The organism is Embleya sp. NBC_00888 (genome assembly GCF_045207655.1).
Classification (GTDB): domain Bacteria; phylum Actinomycetota; class Actinomycetes; order Streptomycetales; family Streptomycetaceae; genus Embleya.
The window spans coordinates 3,404,538-3,419,622 of record NZ_CP108785.1 but is presented as its reverse complement, the minus strand read 5'-3'; the positions used below and the strand labels follow the sequence as shown (position 1 = coordinate 3,419,622).

The 15,085-nt window shown below is 73.0% G+C and carries 17 protein-coding genes; 7 read left to right on the top strand and 10 right to left on the bottom strand.

The window, feature by feature from the left end; genetic code table 11:
- Positions 1-196 precede the first annotated feature (196 nt).
- Complete coding sequence (locus tag OG948_RS49275; RefSeq protein ID WP_406300688.1) at positions 197-1,054, top strand: universal stress protein; 858 nt, start codon at positions 197-199, stop codon at positions 1,052-1,054.
- 154 nt (positions 1,055-1,208) lie between these two features.
- Here OG948_RS49275 and OG948_RS49270 read toward each other — a convergent pair whose 3' ends face one another.
- The 7 genes from OG948_RS49270 to OG948_RS49240 form a co-directional block, all read right to left on the bottom strand.
- On the bottom strand, positions 1,209-1,628 hold the full coding sequence (locus tag OG948_RS49270) for a CBS domain-containing protein (protein WP_331771572.1): 420 nt from the start codon (positions 1,626-1,628) through the stop codon (positions 1,209-1,211).
- A 272-nt stretch (positions 1,629-1,900) separates the two neighbouring features.
- Complete coding sequence (locus OG948_RS49265) at positions 1,901-2,758, bottom strand: metal ABC transporter permease (protein ID WP_331771571.1); 858 nt, start codon at positions 2,756-2,758, stop codon at positions 1,901-1,903.
- Positions 2,755-3,723, bottom strand: coding sequence for a metal ABC transporter permease (locus OG948_RS49260; protein WP_331771570.1), 969 nt, complete (start codon positions 3,721-3,723; stop codon positions 2,755-2,757). Before OG948_RS49260 ends, OG948_RS49265 begins: the two co-directional genes overlap by 4 nt.
- Positions 3,724-3,731: 8 nt before the next feature.
- Positions 3,732-4,505: a metal ABC transporter ATP-binding protein gene (locus OG948_RS49255; RefSeq protein WP_331771569.1), complete on the bottom strand. Its 774-nt coding sequence runs from the start codon at positions 4,503-4,505 to the stop codon at positions 3,732-3,734.
- Between the two features lie 3 nt (positions 4,506-4,508).
- Positions 4,509-5,525, bottom strand: coding sequence for a metal ABC transporter substrate-binding protein (locus OG948_RS49250; protein WP_331771568.1), 1,017 nt, complete (start codon positions 5,523-5,525; stop codon positions 4,509-4,511).
- 215 nt (positions 5,526-5,740) lie between these two features.
- Positions 5,741-5,968, bottom strand: a complete 228-nt coding sequence (locus OG948_RS49245) for a hypothetical protein (protein ID WP_331771567.1) — start codon at positions 5,966-5,968, stop codon at positions 5,741-5,743.
- 97 nt (positions 5,969-6,065) lie between these two features.
- Positions 6,066-6,542, bottom strand: a complete 477-nt coding sequence (locus OG948_RS49240; RefSeq protein ID WP_331771566.1) for a hypothetical protein — start codon at positions 6,540-6,542, stop codon at positions 6,066-6,068.
- Positions 6,543-6,709: 167 nt separating this feature from the next.
- Between OG948_RS49240 and OG948_RS49235 the strand changes: the two genes are divergently transcribed.
- The 3 genes from OG948_RS49235 (at position 6,710) to OG948_RS49225 (ending at position 9,047) form a co-directional block, all read left to right on the top strand.
- On the top strand, positions 6,710-7,363 hold the full coding sequence (locus OG948_RS49235; RefSeq protein ID WP_331771565.1) for a helix-turn-helix domain-containing protein: 654 nt from the start codon (positions 6,710-6,712) through the stop codon (positions 7,361-7,363).
- 60 nt (positions 7,364-7,423) lie between these two features.
- The gene (locus OG948_RS49230) at positions 7,424-8,440 is read left to right on the top strand and encodes a hypothetical protein (protein WP_406300687.1); all 1,017 of its coding nucleotides are present in this window, start codon (positions 7,424-7,426) and stop codon (positions 8,438-8,440) included.
- A 373-nt stretch (positions 8,441-8,813) separates the two neighbouring features.
- Positions 8,814-9,047, top strand: a complete 234-nt coding sequence (locus OG948_RS49225) for a DUF2795 domain-containing protein (protein ID WP_331771563.1) — start codon at positions 8,814-8,816, stop codon at positions 9,045-9,047.
- Positions 9,048-9,220: 173 nt separating this feature from the next.
- On the opposite strand, the gene OG948_RS49220 is transcribed toward OG948_RS49225, so the two are convergent.
- Genes OG948_RS49220 through OG948_RS49210 form a run of 3 tightly spaced genes read right to left on the bottom strand, consistent with a single transcriptional unit; the run spans position 9,221 to position 11,481 of the window.
- A complete protein-coding gene (locus OG948_RS49220; protein ID WP_331771562.1) occupies positions 9,221-9,736 on the bottom strand; it encodes a hypothetical protein in 516 nt (171 codons plus the stop codon).
- A gap of 30 nt (positions 9,737-9,766) precedes the next feature.
- The gene (locus OG948_RS49215) at positions 9,767-10,372 is read right to left on the bottom strand and encodes a response regulator transcription factor (RefSeq protein ID WP_331771561.1); all 606 of its coding nucleotides are present in this window, start codon (positions 10,370-10,372) and stop codon (positions 9,767-9,769) included.
- A complete protein-coding gene (locus OG948_RS49210; protein WP_406300686.1) occupies positions 10,369-11,481 on the bottom strand; it encodes a sensor histidine kinase in 1,113 nt (370 codons plus the stop codon). Before OG948_RS49210 ends, OG948_RS49215 begins: the two co-directional genes overlap by 4 nt.
- 130 nt (positions 11,482-11,611) lie before the next feature.
- On the opposite strand from OG948_RS49210, the gene OG948_RS49205 reads away from it, so the two are divergent.
- From OG948_RS49205 to OG948_RS49195, 3 genes are all read left to right on the top strand, one after another.
- The gene (locus OG948_RS49205; RefSeq protein WP_406300685.1) at positions 11,612-12,523 is read left to right on the top strand and encodes an ABC transporter ATP-binding protein; all 912 of its coding nucleotides are present in this window, start codon (positions 11,612-11,614) and stop codon (positions 12,521-12,523) included.
- Positions 12,520-13,230 (top strand): ABC transporter permease, encoded by a 711-nt coding sequence (locus OG948_RS49200; RefSeq protein WP_331771558.1) that lies wholly within the window; start codon positions 12,520-12,522, stop codon positions 13,228-13,230. The genes OG948_RS49205 and OG948_RS49200 overlap by 4 nt, the downstream gene beginning before the upstream one ends.
- Positions 13,231-13,545: 315 nt before the next feature.
- Entirely contained in the window at positions 13,546-15,033 is a 1,488-nt protein-coding gene (locus OG948_RS49195; protein ID WP_331771557.1) for a M4 family metallopeptidase, read from the top strand.
- Positions 15,034-15,085 lie beyond the last annotated feature (52 nt).

The following is a 15,085-nucleotide window of genomic DNA, read 5'->3' as shown; positions in this document are numbered from 1 at the left end:
GGTCGCGGTGTTCGTCCCGATGGTCGACCGAACAGGTCGTCCCGACAAGTGGACGCGCGAGGGCCGCCGAAGGTGAGGTCGGCCCCGACATCCCGCGGTCCGGCGCGCGAGCTTTGCCGGGCGGTCGCTGTCGGCGTCCGTCGCAGCGGGTATGAGCCTGGTGGATGTCCCCATCGAGGTGAGTCGTATGTCGCCCATGCACAGCGAAGTCGAACTCGGGGTCCTGGCCGGTCACGACGGCTCCCCCGCCGCCGAGCACGCGCTGGACTGGGCCGCGCGCGACGCCGCCGCCCGACACATTCCGCTGTACATCGTCACCGTTGTGCCCATCAGCGGGCTCGGTCACCAGCATCGGGTCGAGGTGCGCGAGCGGGCACACGCGCTGGTCGACACCGCCTCGGCACGCGTCCGCGAGCGGTTCGCCGGCCTGGTGGTGGAGGGTTCGGTCCGCGAGGGCGACGCCGCCGAGGCGCTGCTGGCCGCCAGTGCGCGGTGCGACACCATCGTGGTGGGCAGTCGCGGCCACGGCGGGTTCGCCGGCCTGCTCCTGGGGTCGGTCTCGTTGCGCGTGTGCGCGCACACCACGTGCCCGGTCGTGGTTCTGCGCTCCGAGGCGGCCGAGGACGCGAGCGGCGTCGTGGTCGGCATCGGCGGCCTCGAGGACCAGCCCGCCGCGGAGTTCGCGGCCGAGCGGGCAGGACTGCTGGGCGGCGGCCTGCGTGCCGTGCACTCGTGGGCGCTCCCGGTGACCGGCCTGGCGCCGAGCCTGATGTTGCCGTCGATGTTCGACGTCGACACGGTCACCGCCGAACGCACCAGGATGGTCGAGCAGGTCGTCGGCCCGATCCGGCGCCGCGACCCCGAACTGCCGGTGGACACCGTGGTGATGAACGGGTCGGCCGGGCGCGACCTGGTGTGCGCGTCGAGCGACGGCGCGTTGCTGGTCGTCGCCGCGCACCCCAGGCACGGCCCGCTGCCGATGCGATTGGGCCCGACGACGCACGCCGTCCTGCATCACGCGCATTGCCCGGTGGCCGTGGTCCCGGTGAATTGATCACCCCCGGTGCCCCGATCCTCCGAACGCGTGGGCCGACACGGCGGCGACCCGCCGCACGCCGCGCTTTCGGTCCTGTGCAGGTCGCGGCGAACGGCGGGTCGGCGGCTCGGGGTTCGTGGGTGCAGGTGGTGCAGGTGTACCGGGCGCGTGGTTATCGCGACGCGTAGACGTTCTCGGCGAACGCGGCGATCTGTTCGTCGGAGAGGTGCCGCGCCAGGTCCGCCTCGCTGATCATGCCGACCAGGCGCTTGCGCGCGATCACCGGCAGTCGGCGGATCTGGTGCACCTGCATCTCGCGCAGTACCTCGGCGATGTCGGCGTCGGCGTCGATCCAGCGGGGGGTGCCCTCACACAGTTCGCCGGCGGTGACCGTGGCGGGATCGCGGCCGTCCGCGACGCACTTGGTGACGATGTCGCGGTCGGTGATGATGCCGCACAACCTCTCGTTGGCGTCGCTGACCGGCAGCGAGCCCACATCGAGTTCGCGCATCAACTGCGCGGCCCGGTGCAGCGTCTCCGTCTGCGGAATCCACTGAGCGCCCTCGTGCATGATGTCTTTGGCCATGGTCATGGTGGTACCTCTCGCAGTGCCCGCCGCCGGCAGCCCGCCGACCGCAGGGCTCGGGACCGCGCCGCGGAGTCCGCACGCGGTCCTTTCCATCGTCTCCGCCCCACTGCTCATCGGCCACCCGGGTGAACGGTTGCCCGCACGGCCTCGCCGCGCGGGGCACGCGGCGACCGCCTCGGGTCACCGGGTGTGTGCGTGGGGGTCAAGGACAGATGGGCCGGGCGGCGGACGAAAGTGCTCGGGACGTGGGTGGGTTCCGGGTCGGGGGCGGGGGTTCAGGCGGTCGTCGCGGTCGATGTCCCGGCCGCGGGTCGGCGTTCGAGGAGGCGGCCGAGCGCGCCGTGGCGCGGGGAGACCAGCAGGGACAGGACGAACCCGGTGGCGGCGACCAGCGCGATGGTGGCCCCGGCTGCGACGTCGTAGTGCCGGGAGATCTCCAGACCGATCACCGCGCTGCCGATGCCCAGCACGCCCGCCAGTGCGGTGGTGCGACGCAGCGAATCGGTCCACAGCCGGGCCGTGGCGGCGGGCGCGACCAGCAGGGCCAACGTGAGCATGATGCCGACCGCCGGGGTGAGCACCACGATCACGGCCTGGACGATCAGCAGGAGCAGCAGGTCCAGTGCCGTCACCGGGTGCCCGGCGGCGCGCATGCCCTCGTGGTCGAAGGCGGCGAAGGTGAGTTCCTTGGCACACAGGCCGAGCACGATCAGCACCACCAGGCCGACGCCGGCCGTGACCACGAGGTCGTGGCTGTCGGTGGTGACGATCGAACCGACCAGGAACGCGGACAGTTTGCGGTCCGAGGCCGGCCCGGCGGCCACCAGCGTGGCGCCCAGGGCGAAGCCGGCGGCCAGGATCACCCCGGTCGCGCCGGAGGCGGTCCGGCCCGGTCGCCGGGTCAGTCCGACGATGGCCAGGGACAGCAGCACGCCCACCACCGCGCCGCCCAGGTAGATGTCCAGGCCCAGGATCGAGGCGAGCACGACGCCGGGGAAGGTGGCGTGGGTCATCGCCATGGCGTAGAAGGCGAGCCTGCGCAGCACGACCTGGACGCCGACGATGCCGGCGAGCAGCCCGACCATGACCGCTTCGGCGTAGGCGCGATGGGTGTAGGTGTCGAACCAGGTCATCGGGCGCTCCCGGTCGGGCGGGGGATCGGGGACGGGGTGGGGGACGCGGTCACGGCCGGTGTGGGTACCGGTGCGGCCGGGCGTCCCGCGCGGGCCGACAAGCGCGGGTTTCGCCGACCGGCCACGCCGACCGCCATCGCCGCGCCGAGCGCGAGCAGGTAGCCGGCCACCAGGGTCAGCACGACGGTGGGTCCGGCGGGCAGCGCCAGGTCGTGGTCGATCGAGGCGGTGTAGCTGACGGTCAGGCCGACGTATCCGGACAGTACGGCCGAGCCGGCGGCGATCGCCACGATCGGGCCCAGCCGACCGCCCAGCGTGCGGCCGATGGTCGCCGGGACCACCAGCAGGGCCAGGACCAGGGCGGTGCCGATGGTGCGTACGGCGGCGACCACGGTCAGCGCGATCACCAGGTTCAGCGCCAGGTCCAGCGCGCCGACGCGGTATCCCGCCGCGCGAGCGGCCTCCGGGTCGAAGCTGCGCAGGAACAGTTGCCGACCCAGCGCGGCGAGGGTGATCAGGCACAGCAGCGCGACCGCCGCGGTCTCGATGATCTGCGTGCGGGAGGTATACAGGATCTGGCCGAACAGGAAGGTCTGGAAGTCGGCGGTGTAGGAGCGGCTGCGCGAGACGACCACCACGCCGATCGAGAACATCGCGGTCAGCACGATCGCCAGCGCGGCGTCGTCGCTGGTGCGCCGGTTGCGGGTGAGCAGCGTCAACCCGACGGCGGTGACGCCGGCCGCGACCGACGCGCCCGCGAAGACCCCGTCGACGCCCTGGAGGGCGAAGCCGATCGCGACGCCGGGAAATACCGTGTGGGTGAGCGCGTCGGCGACGAACTCCAGTCGGCGCAGCGCGACGAACGCGCCGACGGTGCCGCACAGGACGCCCAGGATGGTCAGTTCGATCAGGGCGCGGGTCAGATACGGGACTCGGAAGGGCTCCAGCAGCAGGGTGGTGTCCACGCTCGGCCTCAGCCCGGGGTGACGACGAGTCGGCCGGCGTCGAGTTCGAGGACCCGGCCGCCGTAGCAGGCGCACAACAGTTCCGGGGTGAGCGCGGACTCGGTGCTGCCGAAGGCGAATTGGCGGCGGTTGACCAGACACGTCTGCTCGCACAGGCGTTGCGCGACGGCGAGGTCGTGGGTGCTGACCAGGACGGCGGTACCGGCTTCCTTGGCGTCGACGAGAGCGCCGATCAGTGCCTCCTGGCTGACCGCGTCGACCCCGTTGAACGGCTCGTCCAGCACCAGGATCGGCGGTTGCGCGGACAACGCGCGGGCCAGCAGCACACGTTGACGCTGGCCGCCGGACAGGGTGCCGAAGCGGGCGTTCGCCCGGTCGGCGAGACCGACCAGGGCCAGTGCCCGGTCGGCGGCGTCCCGGTCCCGGCGGCCGGGGCGGCGCAGTCGGCCGATCAGGCGATAGCGGCCCATCAGGACCACCTGCCGTACGGTGACCGGGAATTCCGGGTCCAGGCTCGCCGCCTGCGGTACGTAGCCGACGTACGCGCGGGCCGCGGCCGGGCGCCGACCGGCCACGGTGACCGTGCCGGCGATCACCGGGACCAGGCCCAGGACGGCCTTGATCAGCGTGGACTTGCCGCCGCCGTTGGGGCCGACCAGGGCCACCGCCTGGCCGGCCGGAACCCGGCCGTCGACCTTTGCGAGGGCCGGGGTGCGGTCGTAGGCCATGGTGGCCTCGAAGAAGCGGACCGGATCCGGTGCGGCCTCGGTGCCGTCGGTCATCGCTCAGCCCCGCAGCGCGGCGACGATGGTGTCGGTGTTGTGCGCCTCGGAGCCGAGGTAGGTCGCGCCGGCGGAGCCGGGGGCGCCGAGCGAGTCGGCGTAGAGCGAGTCGTCGCCGGCGATCACCTTGACGCCCGCCTCCCGGGCGATGGTCTCGGCGGTCTTGGCCGGCAGCGCGCTCTCGGCGAAGACGGCCTTGGTGCCGGTGGCCTTGATCCTGGCGACGACGTCGTCGATGCGGCTGCCCGAGAGTTCGGCCTGGTCGTCGAAGCCGGGGATGATCGAGCCGACGAACTCCAGCCGGTAGCGGTCGACGTAGTAGCCCAGCGCGTCGTGATTGGTGACCAGCTTGCGATCGGCCGCCGGGATCGTGTCGAGCTTGGCCCGGGTGTCCGCGTCGAGCGCGTCGAGCTTGGCGCCGTAGCCGGCGAGGTTGTTCTCGTACACCTTCGCGTTGACGCCGTCGGCGGTGGTCAGCGCCTTGGCGATGTTGCTCACCATCACCTTGGCGTTGAGCGGGTTGTGCCAGATGTGCGGGTCGTACTCGCCGTGCTCGTGCTCGTGTTCGTGGCCCTCGTCCGACTCGCCCTTGCGCAGGGGGACGCCGACCGAGGTGTCCACGACCGGCCCCTTGAAGCCGGCGGCCTGGATCGCCTTGGGCAGCCACGCCTTCTCCATGTCGACGCCGTTCTCCACGACCAGCTTGGCGCCGCGGATCGCGTTCAGGTCCGCGGGGGTCGCCTCGTACTCGTGGGCACTCGCGTTGGCCTTGATCAACTGGGTCACCTCGACCCGGTCGCCGCCGATGTTGCGCACGAAGTCGGCGACCTGCGTCGTGGTCGCCACCACCTTGATCCGGGGTCCGGAACCGGCGGCCGGACCGGCGGCCCCGACCTGGTTCCCGTTCTTCCCGTTCCTCCCGTCCTTGTCGTCCTTGTCGTCGGAACCGCACGCGGCGAGGGTTCCGGCGGTCAGGGCCGTTGCGGTGAGGGCGAAGACCGCGCGGGTGGATATACGCATGAGAGCTCTTTCCAGGCAGGGGTGTGTCAACGCGTCGATCGGCGGGACCGCCTCGACCATTCGATAATGAAAACCATAATCAGTTACGGATGGGGTGTCCACACCGGGTCCACGTCCGCGCCCGGGCCGGTGGTCTGCCGCCTGTGCCGAGAACGCCGGTGTCCCCCGGCATGGCCATGCCGGGGGACACCGATGCGGAAGCGGGACGCGTACGGCTATTGCCTGGACCCCGGGGATGCCGCGTCCGGGCTGTTCTCCGGCACGGCCTCCCGATCGGCGGCGGCGCGGTCGGCGCCGGGGGGATCGCAGGCGGCGGGTCCGGCGGCGCCCCGGCTCGAAGTGGCGGCGGGCGGTGGGGTGTCCGTGCCGGCCGCACCGGCGGCGGAGCGGGCGGCTTCGGCGCGCACGAGGGCGCTCAGGAGCAGGTAGGCGTCAATGGGCATGGTGGGATCTCCCGGGTTCGCGGGGCTGAGGAATCGAACGCGGCACGCCGGACACGCCGCTCACCCGATTCGGCGGCGGCGCGGCGGCGGTGACCTCTCAGCAGCGCAGGACGACGGTCCGCGAAGGGGCTCGCCCGAGGGGGTTCGTGGCCGTGCGGGCGCAGCCCTCGCCGACCTCGGCCGGGTCGGCGATTCGGGATCCGAGGACGTCGGTGAGGGCGGGAGCCGATGCGGCCGGAATGTGGTGGCGCGGCCGGGCCGTGGCCGGCGCACACGCGCCGCCGACCGCCGGACCGTGCCGACCGCCGGTGTCGCCCGCCGGCGCGGCATCGCGCGCCGAGTGCCCGTCGTGCTCGTCGGGCGCGCCACCGGACGCGGCGGCGGGCACGTCGCCGACGAGGGAGAAGACGACGCGATCGGCGGTCTCGACCGAACATCGATCCGGGATCGGCGCGGCGCGGTGTCCGACGCCGGGGACATGGGTGGCGTGCAGCAGGGCCATCAGGGCGATCATCACGATCACGCAGAACACGCCGTGCCGGGCGGGAGCACCCCCGGCCGCGACCTGCGCCATCCTGACCTCCCTCGGAACCGCTCTCCGAGAGAACCTCCGAATCCGGCCGGCGGCACGGCGACGAGGCCGAGAACTCCGCGATTTCACCCGATCCGGCGAATCCGCGTCGGCCGCGGGGCGGATGGTCCGCATGGACCATTCATCCGCTTGGCCGATAACGTCCGCACATGGACGACACCGCCGCACCCCACAGACCCGCGCTGCGCAAGGATGCCGCGCGCAATCGGCGCCGGATCATGGACGCCGCACGGGAGCTGGTGCGCGGCGGCAGGCCGCCGCAACTGAACGCGGTCGCGCTGGCCGCCGACGTCGGTGTCGGCACCGTGTACCGGCACTTCCCCACGCCCGAGGCCCTGCTCGAGGCGCTGGCCGCCGACCGGTTCGCCGAGCTGATCCAACAGGCCCATCGGGCCGCCGACCTGCCGGACGCGCGGCAGGCCCTGCGCGTCTTCCTCAAGGCCGTACTCACCGCGTGTGTCCAGGACGAGGCCTTCGCCGCGGCGGCCTTCGGCCCCGACGCGGCCACGCCGGAAACCGGGCAGCTCCGCGAGCACCTGCAGCTCGCGACCGCGGACCTGCTGGCACGCGCCGCCGCGATCGAGACCCTGCACCCGTCGCTGGGTCCGGCCGACCTCCTGCTGCTGTTGTGCGGACTCGGCTTCGCGGTACACCGCTCCCCCGACCGAACCGACCCCACCCTGCCCGACCGCTACCTCGACGCCCTGCTCGCGGGCACCCTCGTCGCGACCGCGGAGACCACGTGTGATCGGCCGAGCTACGCGCGTCCGGCTGCCGAGACGGGGCCGGATCCCGCCGGATGACACGCCTGTCGGCGCTTCCGGTTGCCGGGGTTGCGCGGGGGTGCGGCTTACCGTGGCGAAGTGGACGAACGATATGCCCGGTATACACCGGATCGACGCGCGGTGTTGCTCGGAATCGCGGGAACGGCGATCGGCTGCTCGTCGTCCGGGGGACGGCGCGTGTCGCCGTCCCCGTCGCCCACGGGCGGACCGGTATCGGCGAACGGGTCCGCTTCGCCGAGTGCCGCCGCGACCGCGACGAGTGCCGCGCCCGGACTGCCGGTGGTCACCGCGTGGGCGCCCAACCCCGGTGACGTGCAGCCGGAGGTGAAACGACGCGCGGTCGCCGCGGTGTCCGCGCTCGGCGCGTGGCCGCCGGGCGAACCGGGACCCGCCGCGGCCCGTGCGCGGCTCGCCGCGCTGGGGTTCGCCCCCGAACTCGCCGACCAGGCCGGACCGCTGCTCGTGGACGCGCCCGAGGCCGTGCTCGAAGTGGTCGACGCGCAGTACGGCGGCATCCTGGACACCACCGCGAGCGTGCTCGTCGCCTGTCGTCGGTGGACACGCGCCGCCGACGGGGCGGTGACGGCGGATGGGTCGACCGTGGACGTGCGACTGAGCCGGGCCACACCCAGGTGGACGGTGACCGCGCTGCATCCCTCGGATCCCGGACCCGCCGCCGCGACCGTTTCCGCACAGGCGACCCGCGTGCTCGCCGACTCGCGCATCGTCCTGCCGCCCGCCGCTGCCGCCGACGTACGGGCCGACACCGTGCATGCGTCGGTGCTCACCGCGTTGGAAACGTTGGCCGTCGACCACACCATCGACGTCACGGTGCTGCGCTCGGGCCACCCGATCGACGTGTTCGGCACCACGCGCCCCAGCGACCACCCGAAGGGTCGCGCCGTCGACGTATGGGGCATCGACGGCCGACCCGTCGTGGACCCGGCCACGCCCCGCGCGCTCGTCGAGAGCTTCATGCGGGCCGGCGCGGCGGCCGGCTCCTACAACGTGGGCGGCCCGTACGCTCTCCCCGGCGCGACGTTCTTCACCGACGCGACCCACCACGACCACGTGCACCTGGGGTTCACCACCTGAACCCGCGCCGGCCACCCGAAGCCGGCGCACGCCGGGGGCGGAGTCACGCGGGACGGCCACCGCCGGGTGGACCGGCTCGCGGCGGTCCGGCTTCCTCGACGCGGCCCGACATGGTCCGACCGGCTCGAAAGGGTGCGATCGGCCGAGTCGGTCCGACCGACCGGCCGGGCGCGGCGTATTATAGCCCTTGAACGGAATGCTGCCGACGCCCTGGGATCCCGAGCCGCGGCCGACACCTCGCGCTCGTGCGACAGGCGGCCCTCCGTGTCGTAGCGCGACCCCGAGAGTGGCGCGGAGGCCGGTTCCCGGTGCGTTCGGCGAAGCCGACCGCCGGGTGCGCGCAGCCGCGGTCGGGTGCTGCGACGGAGGAGCCATGCTGAGCAGTGGCGAATCGACGATGGTGGAGCCGGAGGCGCTGCAGTGCGCCCTCTTCGGTGTGCGATTTCCGGCCCGGCCGGAAGCCCTGACGGCGGCGGCGACCGTCAACGGGGCGGAGGTCCGGGTCACCCGGGCCTTGGCGGCGTTGCCGGAGCGCCCGTACGAGGGGCCGAATCAGGTCTGCATGGCCCTGTGCGGGCGGCAGGCGGGAATGGATCGCGGCCTGTGACCGACCACCCCGCCGTACGGCGAAGACGAAGACGGCGACCACGACCGCACTCGCCCTCCACCGCGATCGGCCGAGCGCTTGATCGAGCGAGCGAACGACAGAGCGCGCGATCGAGTAAGCGCACCCGACGCCGTGGCGCGCACGGGTCGCCTCGGCCCCGCGGACCGCCGATTTCACCGCCGCACCGTAGCGGGCGCCTCCACCTCCAGGTGGCGCCGACCGCCCTTGCCCCGATACTCCAGCACCACCCAACCCAGTCCGCCCAACACGCGCGCACAGCCGCGCAGCGCCGATTCCGCCTCGTGGCCCGCGCCGCTTCCGCGTGGCCCCGGCCACTCCACCCGGACCACCCTCGGATGCTCCGTCGCGGTGACGAGGTATCCGGTCGCCGTCCGCGCGCCGTGTTCGTCCACCGCCGACGGCGGCACCCCGGCGGCCTCCAACGCGAGTGCGATGGCGCGCACCATCCGGACCCGCTCCCACTCGGCGGGCACCGCGCCCGGATCCACGACCGACGTGTTCACCACCTCACGAATCCGCAACAGCGCCTCGAACGCGTCCCGAACCGCGCCGGCCCGCTCCGGGTGCGACGCGGCGGCTCCGGCGGGCCCGCCGGCCCCGGCCGGCCGTACCTCCGCCCCGGTCGCCGGCTCGAAGCCCCCGGTCGCACCCGCCTCGGATCCCGTCACCGCTCCCCCGTCCGCTTCACCCACCACGACCTACAACCAACCCCGCTCGAACGCGTAGCGGGCCGCCGCGTGCCGGCTCGGCTCGCCGACCTTGGTCATCGCCGAGGATAGGTAGTTGCGGACGGTACCGGCCGCCAGGTGCACCCGGGCGGCGATCTCGCGCACGCTCAGCCCCTCGCGGGTCAGCCGCAACACGTCCAGTTCGCGTTCGGTCAACGGGCAGTCCAGGGTCAGCGCCGACGCGGCGATGTCCGGGTCCACGTGCCGGCGCCCGCCGTGCACCTCCCGGATCACCTGGGCCAACTGGGACGCCGGGCGGGACTTGGGCACGAAGCCGCGTACGCCCACCCGCAGCGCGCGGGTCAGCACGCCGGGGCGGGCGTGCCGGGTCACCAGCACGATCCGGGTCCCGGGGCGCGCGGCCAGGATGCGACCGGCCGCCTCCAGGCCGTCCGGGCCGCCGGGCATCTCCAGATCCATCACCACCACGTCGGGCGTATGCCGGGCAGTCTCGGCAATCGCGGCGTCGCCGTCGGCGGCCTGGGCGATCACGGTCAGATCCGGCTCCAGGTCCAGAAGACGGCCCAGCGCTCCGCGCAACATCGCCTCGTCCTCGGCCAGCAACACGGTGATCACGCGTGGGCCTTCGTCCGGTCGCCGACCTCGAGTCGGGCCACCACCTCGAAGATGCCCACGCCGGCCGAGGCCCGCAGCTCGCCGCCATGCTCGCGCAATCGGGTGTCCAGCCCGGTCAGCCCGGTACCGCCCGGCCGCATGCCATGCGTCGCGCCGTTGTTGCGCACGGTCAGTCGGCGGCCGTCGGCGGACACGTCGATCGACGCGGTTGTGGCCGTCGAGTGACGCAGGATGTTGGTGGTCGCCTCCCGGACCACCAAGCCGAACAACGATCCGGCGGGCGCCGGCAGCACCGGCACCGGGCCGTACCTGCACTCGACGCCGGCCGCCGCGAGCACCGCGGCCGCGTTGGCCAGTTCGGCGGCGAAGGACACCTCCCGGTAGCCGTGCACCAGATCGCGGGTGTCGGTGACCGCCTCGCGGGCCAGCGCCTCCACCTCGCCCATCTGCGCCGCCGCGCCCGGCGGGTCCACCTCCAGCAGGCGCCGGGCCAGTTCGCTCTTGACCGCGATCAGGGTGAGCGTGTGCCCCTGGATGTCGTGCAGGTCCGCGGCGAACCGCAACCGCTCGTTGGCCACCGCGAGTTCGCCCGCGAGCCGGCGGGCGTCGTCGAGTTCGACGAATTGCCGCCAGACCCAGTCGTTGAGCACGCAGGTCACCGACACCGAGAGCGTGATCAGCACCGCGGCGACCGTCGTTCCGACACCGCTGCCCAGCGCGAGCGGCGGCAGCACGACCATCACCAGGCCCGCGCCCAGGACCGGGAGCCGGTGTCCTCGGTGATACATCGCCGACAGGGCCAGTGCCGTGGCGAGCGGCATGGCCCACTGCCCGTCCGGGTCGTGCCCCTGGGCCGTTGCCCACACCCCGAGGGTCGCCGCGACGGTGAGCGCCTGGAGCGGGCGCGGCGGAGCCGAGTCCCAGAAGCGGGCCAGCGCGATCAGCAGCCCGCAACAGGCGAGGGAGGCGACGGCCAACGCCCAACCGCCCTCCCCGCGCGCGACCCGCAGCACGGCGACCGTCGCCGGAACGCCGGCGAGCAGCGCCACGATGGACATCAGCGACCACGCGGTGTAGCGACGTGCCCGTCGCATCGTGGGAGAGACCATGCCCCCAGCGTAGGCGCGCGTTCGGGCGCTCCCGGCGAACGGTCGGTCACCGGTGGGCATGACATTTGTCAGACCCGGAGCGGACATCGGGCCACTACCCGGCCCGCGGCGCCCGACCCAGGCTGGGGCAATGACATCCACCGTGATCGAAGCACGCGAACTGCACTGCTCGTACGGCGACTTCGAGGCGGTCTCGGGCATCGACCTCGACGTGCGGCGCGGCGAGCTGTACGCGCTCCTGGGCACCAACGGTGCCGGGAAGACCACCACGCTGGAGACCTTGGAGGGGCACCGGCGCCCGACCTCGGGCTCGGTGCGGGTCCTCGGCGGCGATCCGCGCTCGACGGCGGTGCGGCTGCGGACCGGCATGATGCTCCAGGAATCGGGGTTCGCCGCCGAGCTGACAGTGGCCGAGACGCTGCGGCTGTGGGCCAGGGTCGCCCGCCGCGCGGACGACGACGACACGCTGATCGAGCGCTTGGACCTGACCCGGCGGCGCGACGTGCGGGTCGGGCGGTTGTCCGGCGGCGAGAAGCGCCGACTCGATCTGGCGATGGCGGTCTACGGACGCCCGGAGCTGTTGTTCCTGGACGAGCCGACCGCGGGCCTGGACCCGCAGTCGCGCGACCTGCTGTGGGACCTGGTGCGCGAGTTGCTCGACGACGGCGCCACCGTGGTGCTGACCACGCACTACCTCGAGGAGGCCGGCACCATCGCCGACCGGATCGCGATCATGCGCGAGGGCCGGATCGCCGTCGAGGGCACGCTCGCCGACCTGCTCGCTCCCTACCCGGCCCGGATCACCCTCGATCTGTCCGACGGGATCTCCGCCACCGACCTCCCGCTCGCCGCGGACGTGGCGAGCAGCCGGGGCCAGCGGATCACCATCGCCACCGACGACCTGCAGCGCGACATGGCGAGACTGCTGACCTGGGCGGACGAACGCCGGCTGCATCTGCGCGGCTTGGTCACCCACCCGCCGACCCTGGACGACGTCTTCCGGGCCGTCGCGCAGGCGACTCCCGAGCGGGTGTCCCGATGAACCGGGACACAGGGCTCGCCATCGCCGGGGCCGAACTGCGGATCATGCTGCGCAACAAGGCCGTCGCGGCGACGGTCGTGCTGCTCCCGCTGTGCGTGGCGGGCACCTCGCTGGTCTCGCCGACCTCGGCGACCGTGTCCCAGTCGTTGCTGTTCATCCAGTTGATCGGGGTCTACGCCACGCTGACCACCACCCTCGCGGCCCGGCGCAAGGACCTGTTCCTCAAGCGCCTGCGCAGTGGCTCGGACACCGACGCCTCGATCATCACCGGCCTGGTGCTGCCGGCCCTGCTGGTCACCTGCGTACAGATCGTGGCGTTGGTGGCCCTGCTGTCCGGCACCTCGTTGTCCGCCCCGACGAACGTGGGGCTGCTCGCGATCGCGACGGTGACCGGCGCGCTGATGTGCACCGGCGTCGCGGTGGCCACGTCGGCGTTCACCTCCTCGCCCGAGCAGGCCCAGGTCACCACCCTGCCGTTCATCGTGGTCGCCGCCGGCGGCAGCCTCCTGGTCGAAGAGAAGGCGCCGGAGCGCCTGGACTGGCTCGGCTACCTGGTACCCGGCGGGGGTGTCGTGGACCTTGCCGCCGGTGCCTGGGACGGCATCGGCGTCGCCGCCGCCCTGGGCGCGATGGCCTCGGTCGCCGCCTGGACGCTGGCCGGCGCGGCGATCGCCGTCCGCCTGTTCCGCTGGGAGCCGCGTGCCTGAGCGGCGGGCGACGCCGGGCGGCCGGGTCGTGCGCCCCGCCCGCGTCGACGGTGGTTGCCGGGCCTTCACCTCGGTCGCCGCGTCGGCGGCAGGCCGCCCGGGTCCGCTTCGGGCGTGCCGCTAGCCAAAATATGCCGATGGGTCAACGCTCGTTGACCGTGCGTCGGGCCCGGTGTGAGGGTTTCCTCGCTCGGGCGACGAACCCGGCGGGATGGCGGTCGGATTCGTGGTCGGGGCGCGCCTTCAACCCGAGGAGCCTCGACGCATCGCAGAACGCTGACGGTCGGGTCCGTCCTGGCCCTGCTCGCCGGCCTGGTGATCGGCACGACCGCCCCATCGAACGCCGCGTCACCACCCGCCCCGTTCTCGGCCGCCGCCCGATCGGCGGCGGTCGGCGCGGCCGACCGGGCCGTCGCCGGCGGCGCGATCGCCCCGACCAAGCTGCCCGGCGAGCAATACCTGCGGGGCACCGTGACGCCGTGGGTCGACAACCTCTACTCGATCTCCTACACCCGCACCTACCGCGGGCTTCCCGTCGTCGGCGGCGACGCCGCGGTACTGGTGGACGGCACCGGCAAGGTCCGCGCCCTGGAGACGGCCGACCGCCTGCCCACCGACCTCCCGAGCGAGCCGACCGTGGGCGCCGAGGCGGCCGAGACCGCGGCCCGTGCCCGACTGTCGGTCGTCGACAAGGTCGACACCCGACGCCTGGTCGTGCGCCTGAACGCGAACTCCGCGCAGCCGGCCTGGGAGATCGTTCTGGTCGGTCGGACCGAGACCGGCCCCAGTCGGCTGCACGTCTTCGTCGACGCCCGGACCGGCACGGTCATCGACTCCTACGACGACGCGCATGCCGGTACCGGCCACAGCAAGTGGAACGGCCCCGACCCGATCACCATCACCACCGCCTCCTCGGGCGGTACCCACTTCATGCAGGACCTGACCCGCCCGGGCCTGAGTTGCGCGAAGTACAACGGCGGAGTGCTCACCAAGCCCGTCGACGACTGGGGCAACGGCAATCCCACCGGCATCGAGACCGGCTGCGTCGACGCCATGTGGGCCGCGCAGAAGGAATGGGACATGCTGCGCACCTGGCTCGGCCGCAACGGGCACAATGGCGCCGGCCGCACCTGGCCCGTGGTGGTCGGACTCAACCAGATCAACGCCTGGTTCGACGGCACGCGCGTGGTGGTCGGCCACGACAATTCGTTCCAGTGGATCGGCGCGATGGACGTCGTGGGCCACGAGTACGCGCACGGCATCGACCAGACCAGCCCCGGCTATCCGTTCGCGCAACCCGGCCTGAGCGAGGGCACCGGCGACATCTTCGGCGCGCTCACCGAGGCGTACGCCAACGAACCCGCCCCGTTCGACACCCCGGACTACACCGTCGGCGAGATGATCGACCTGGGCGGACCGTTGCGCCACATGTACAACCCCGCCCTGACCGGGGACCCGAATTGCTACACGAGCACCTTGCCTCCGGACGAGCACCGGGCCTCGGGCCCGCTCAACCACTGGTTCCATCTGCTCGCCGAGGGCAGCAACCCGGGCGGCGGCAAGCCCAACAGCCCGACGTGCAACAACAGTTCCCTCACCGGAGTGGGCATCCAAACGGCCGGCAAGGTCTTCTACGGCGGCCTGCTGCTCCGGACGAGTGGCACGAACTACCCCAAGGTACGGCGGCAGACCCTGCTCGCCGCCAAGGGCCTCGACCCCACGTGCGCGCTGTTCAAGAAGACCAGGGACGCCTGGAACGCGGTCGCCGTGCCGGCGACGGCCGGTGACCCGACCTGCCCCTGACCTCGTGCGCGGGCGTCCCCTCTGCCGCCTCGGCGGCCGGGTGGGCGCCCGC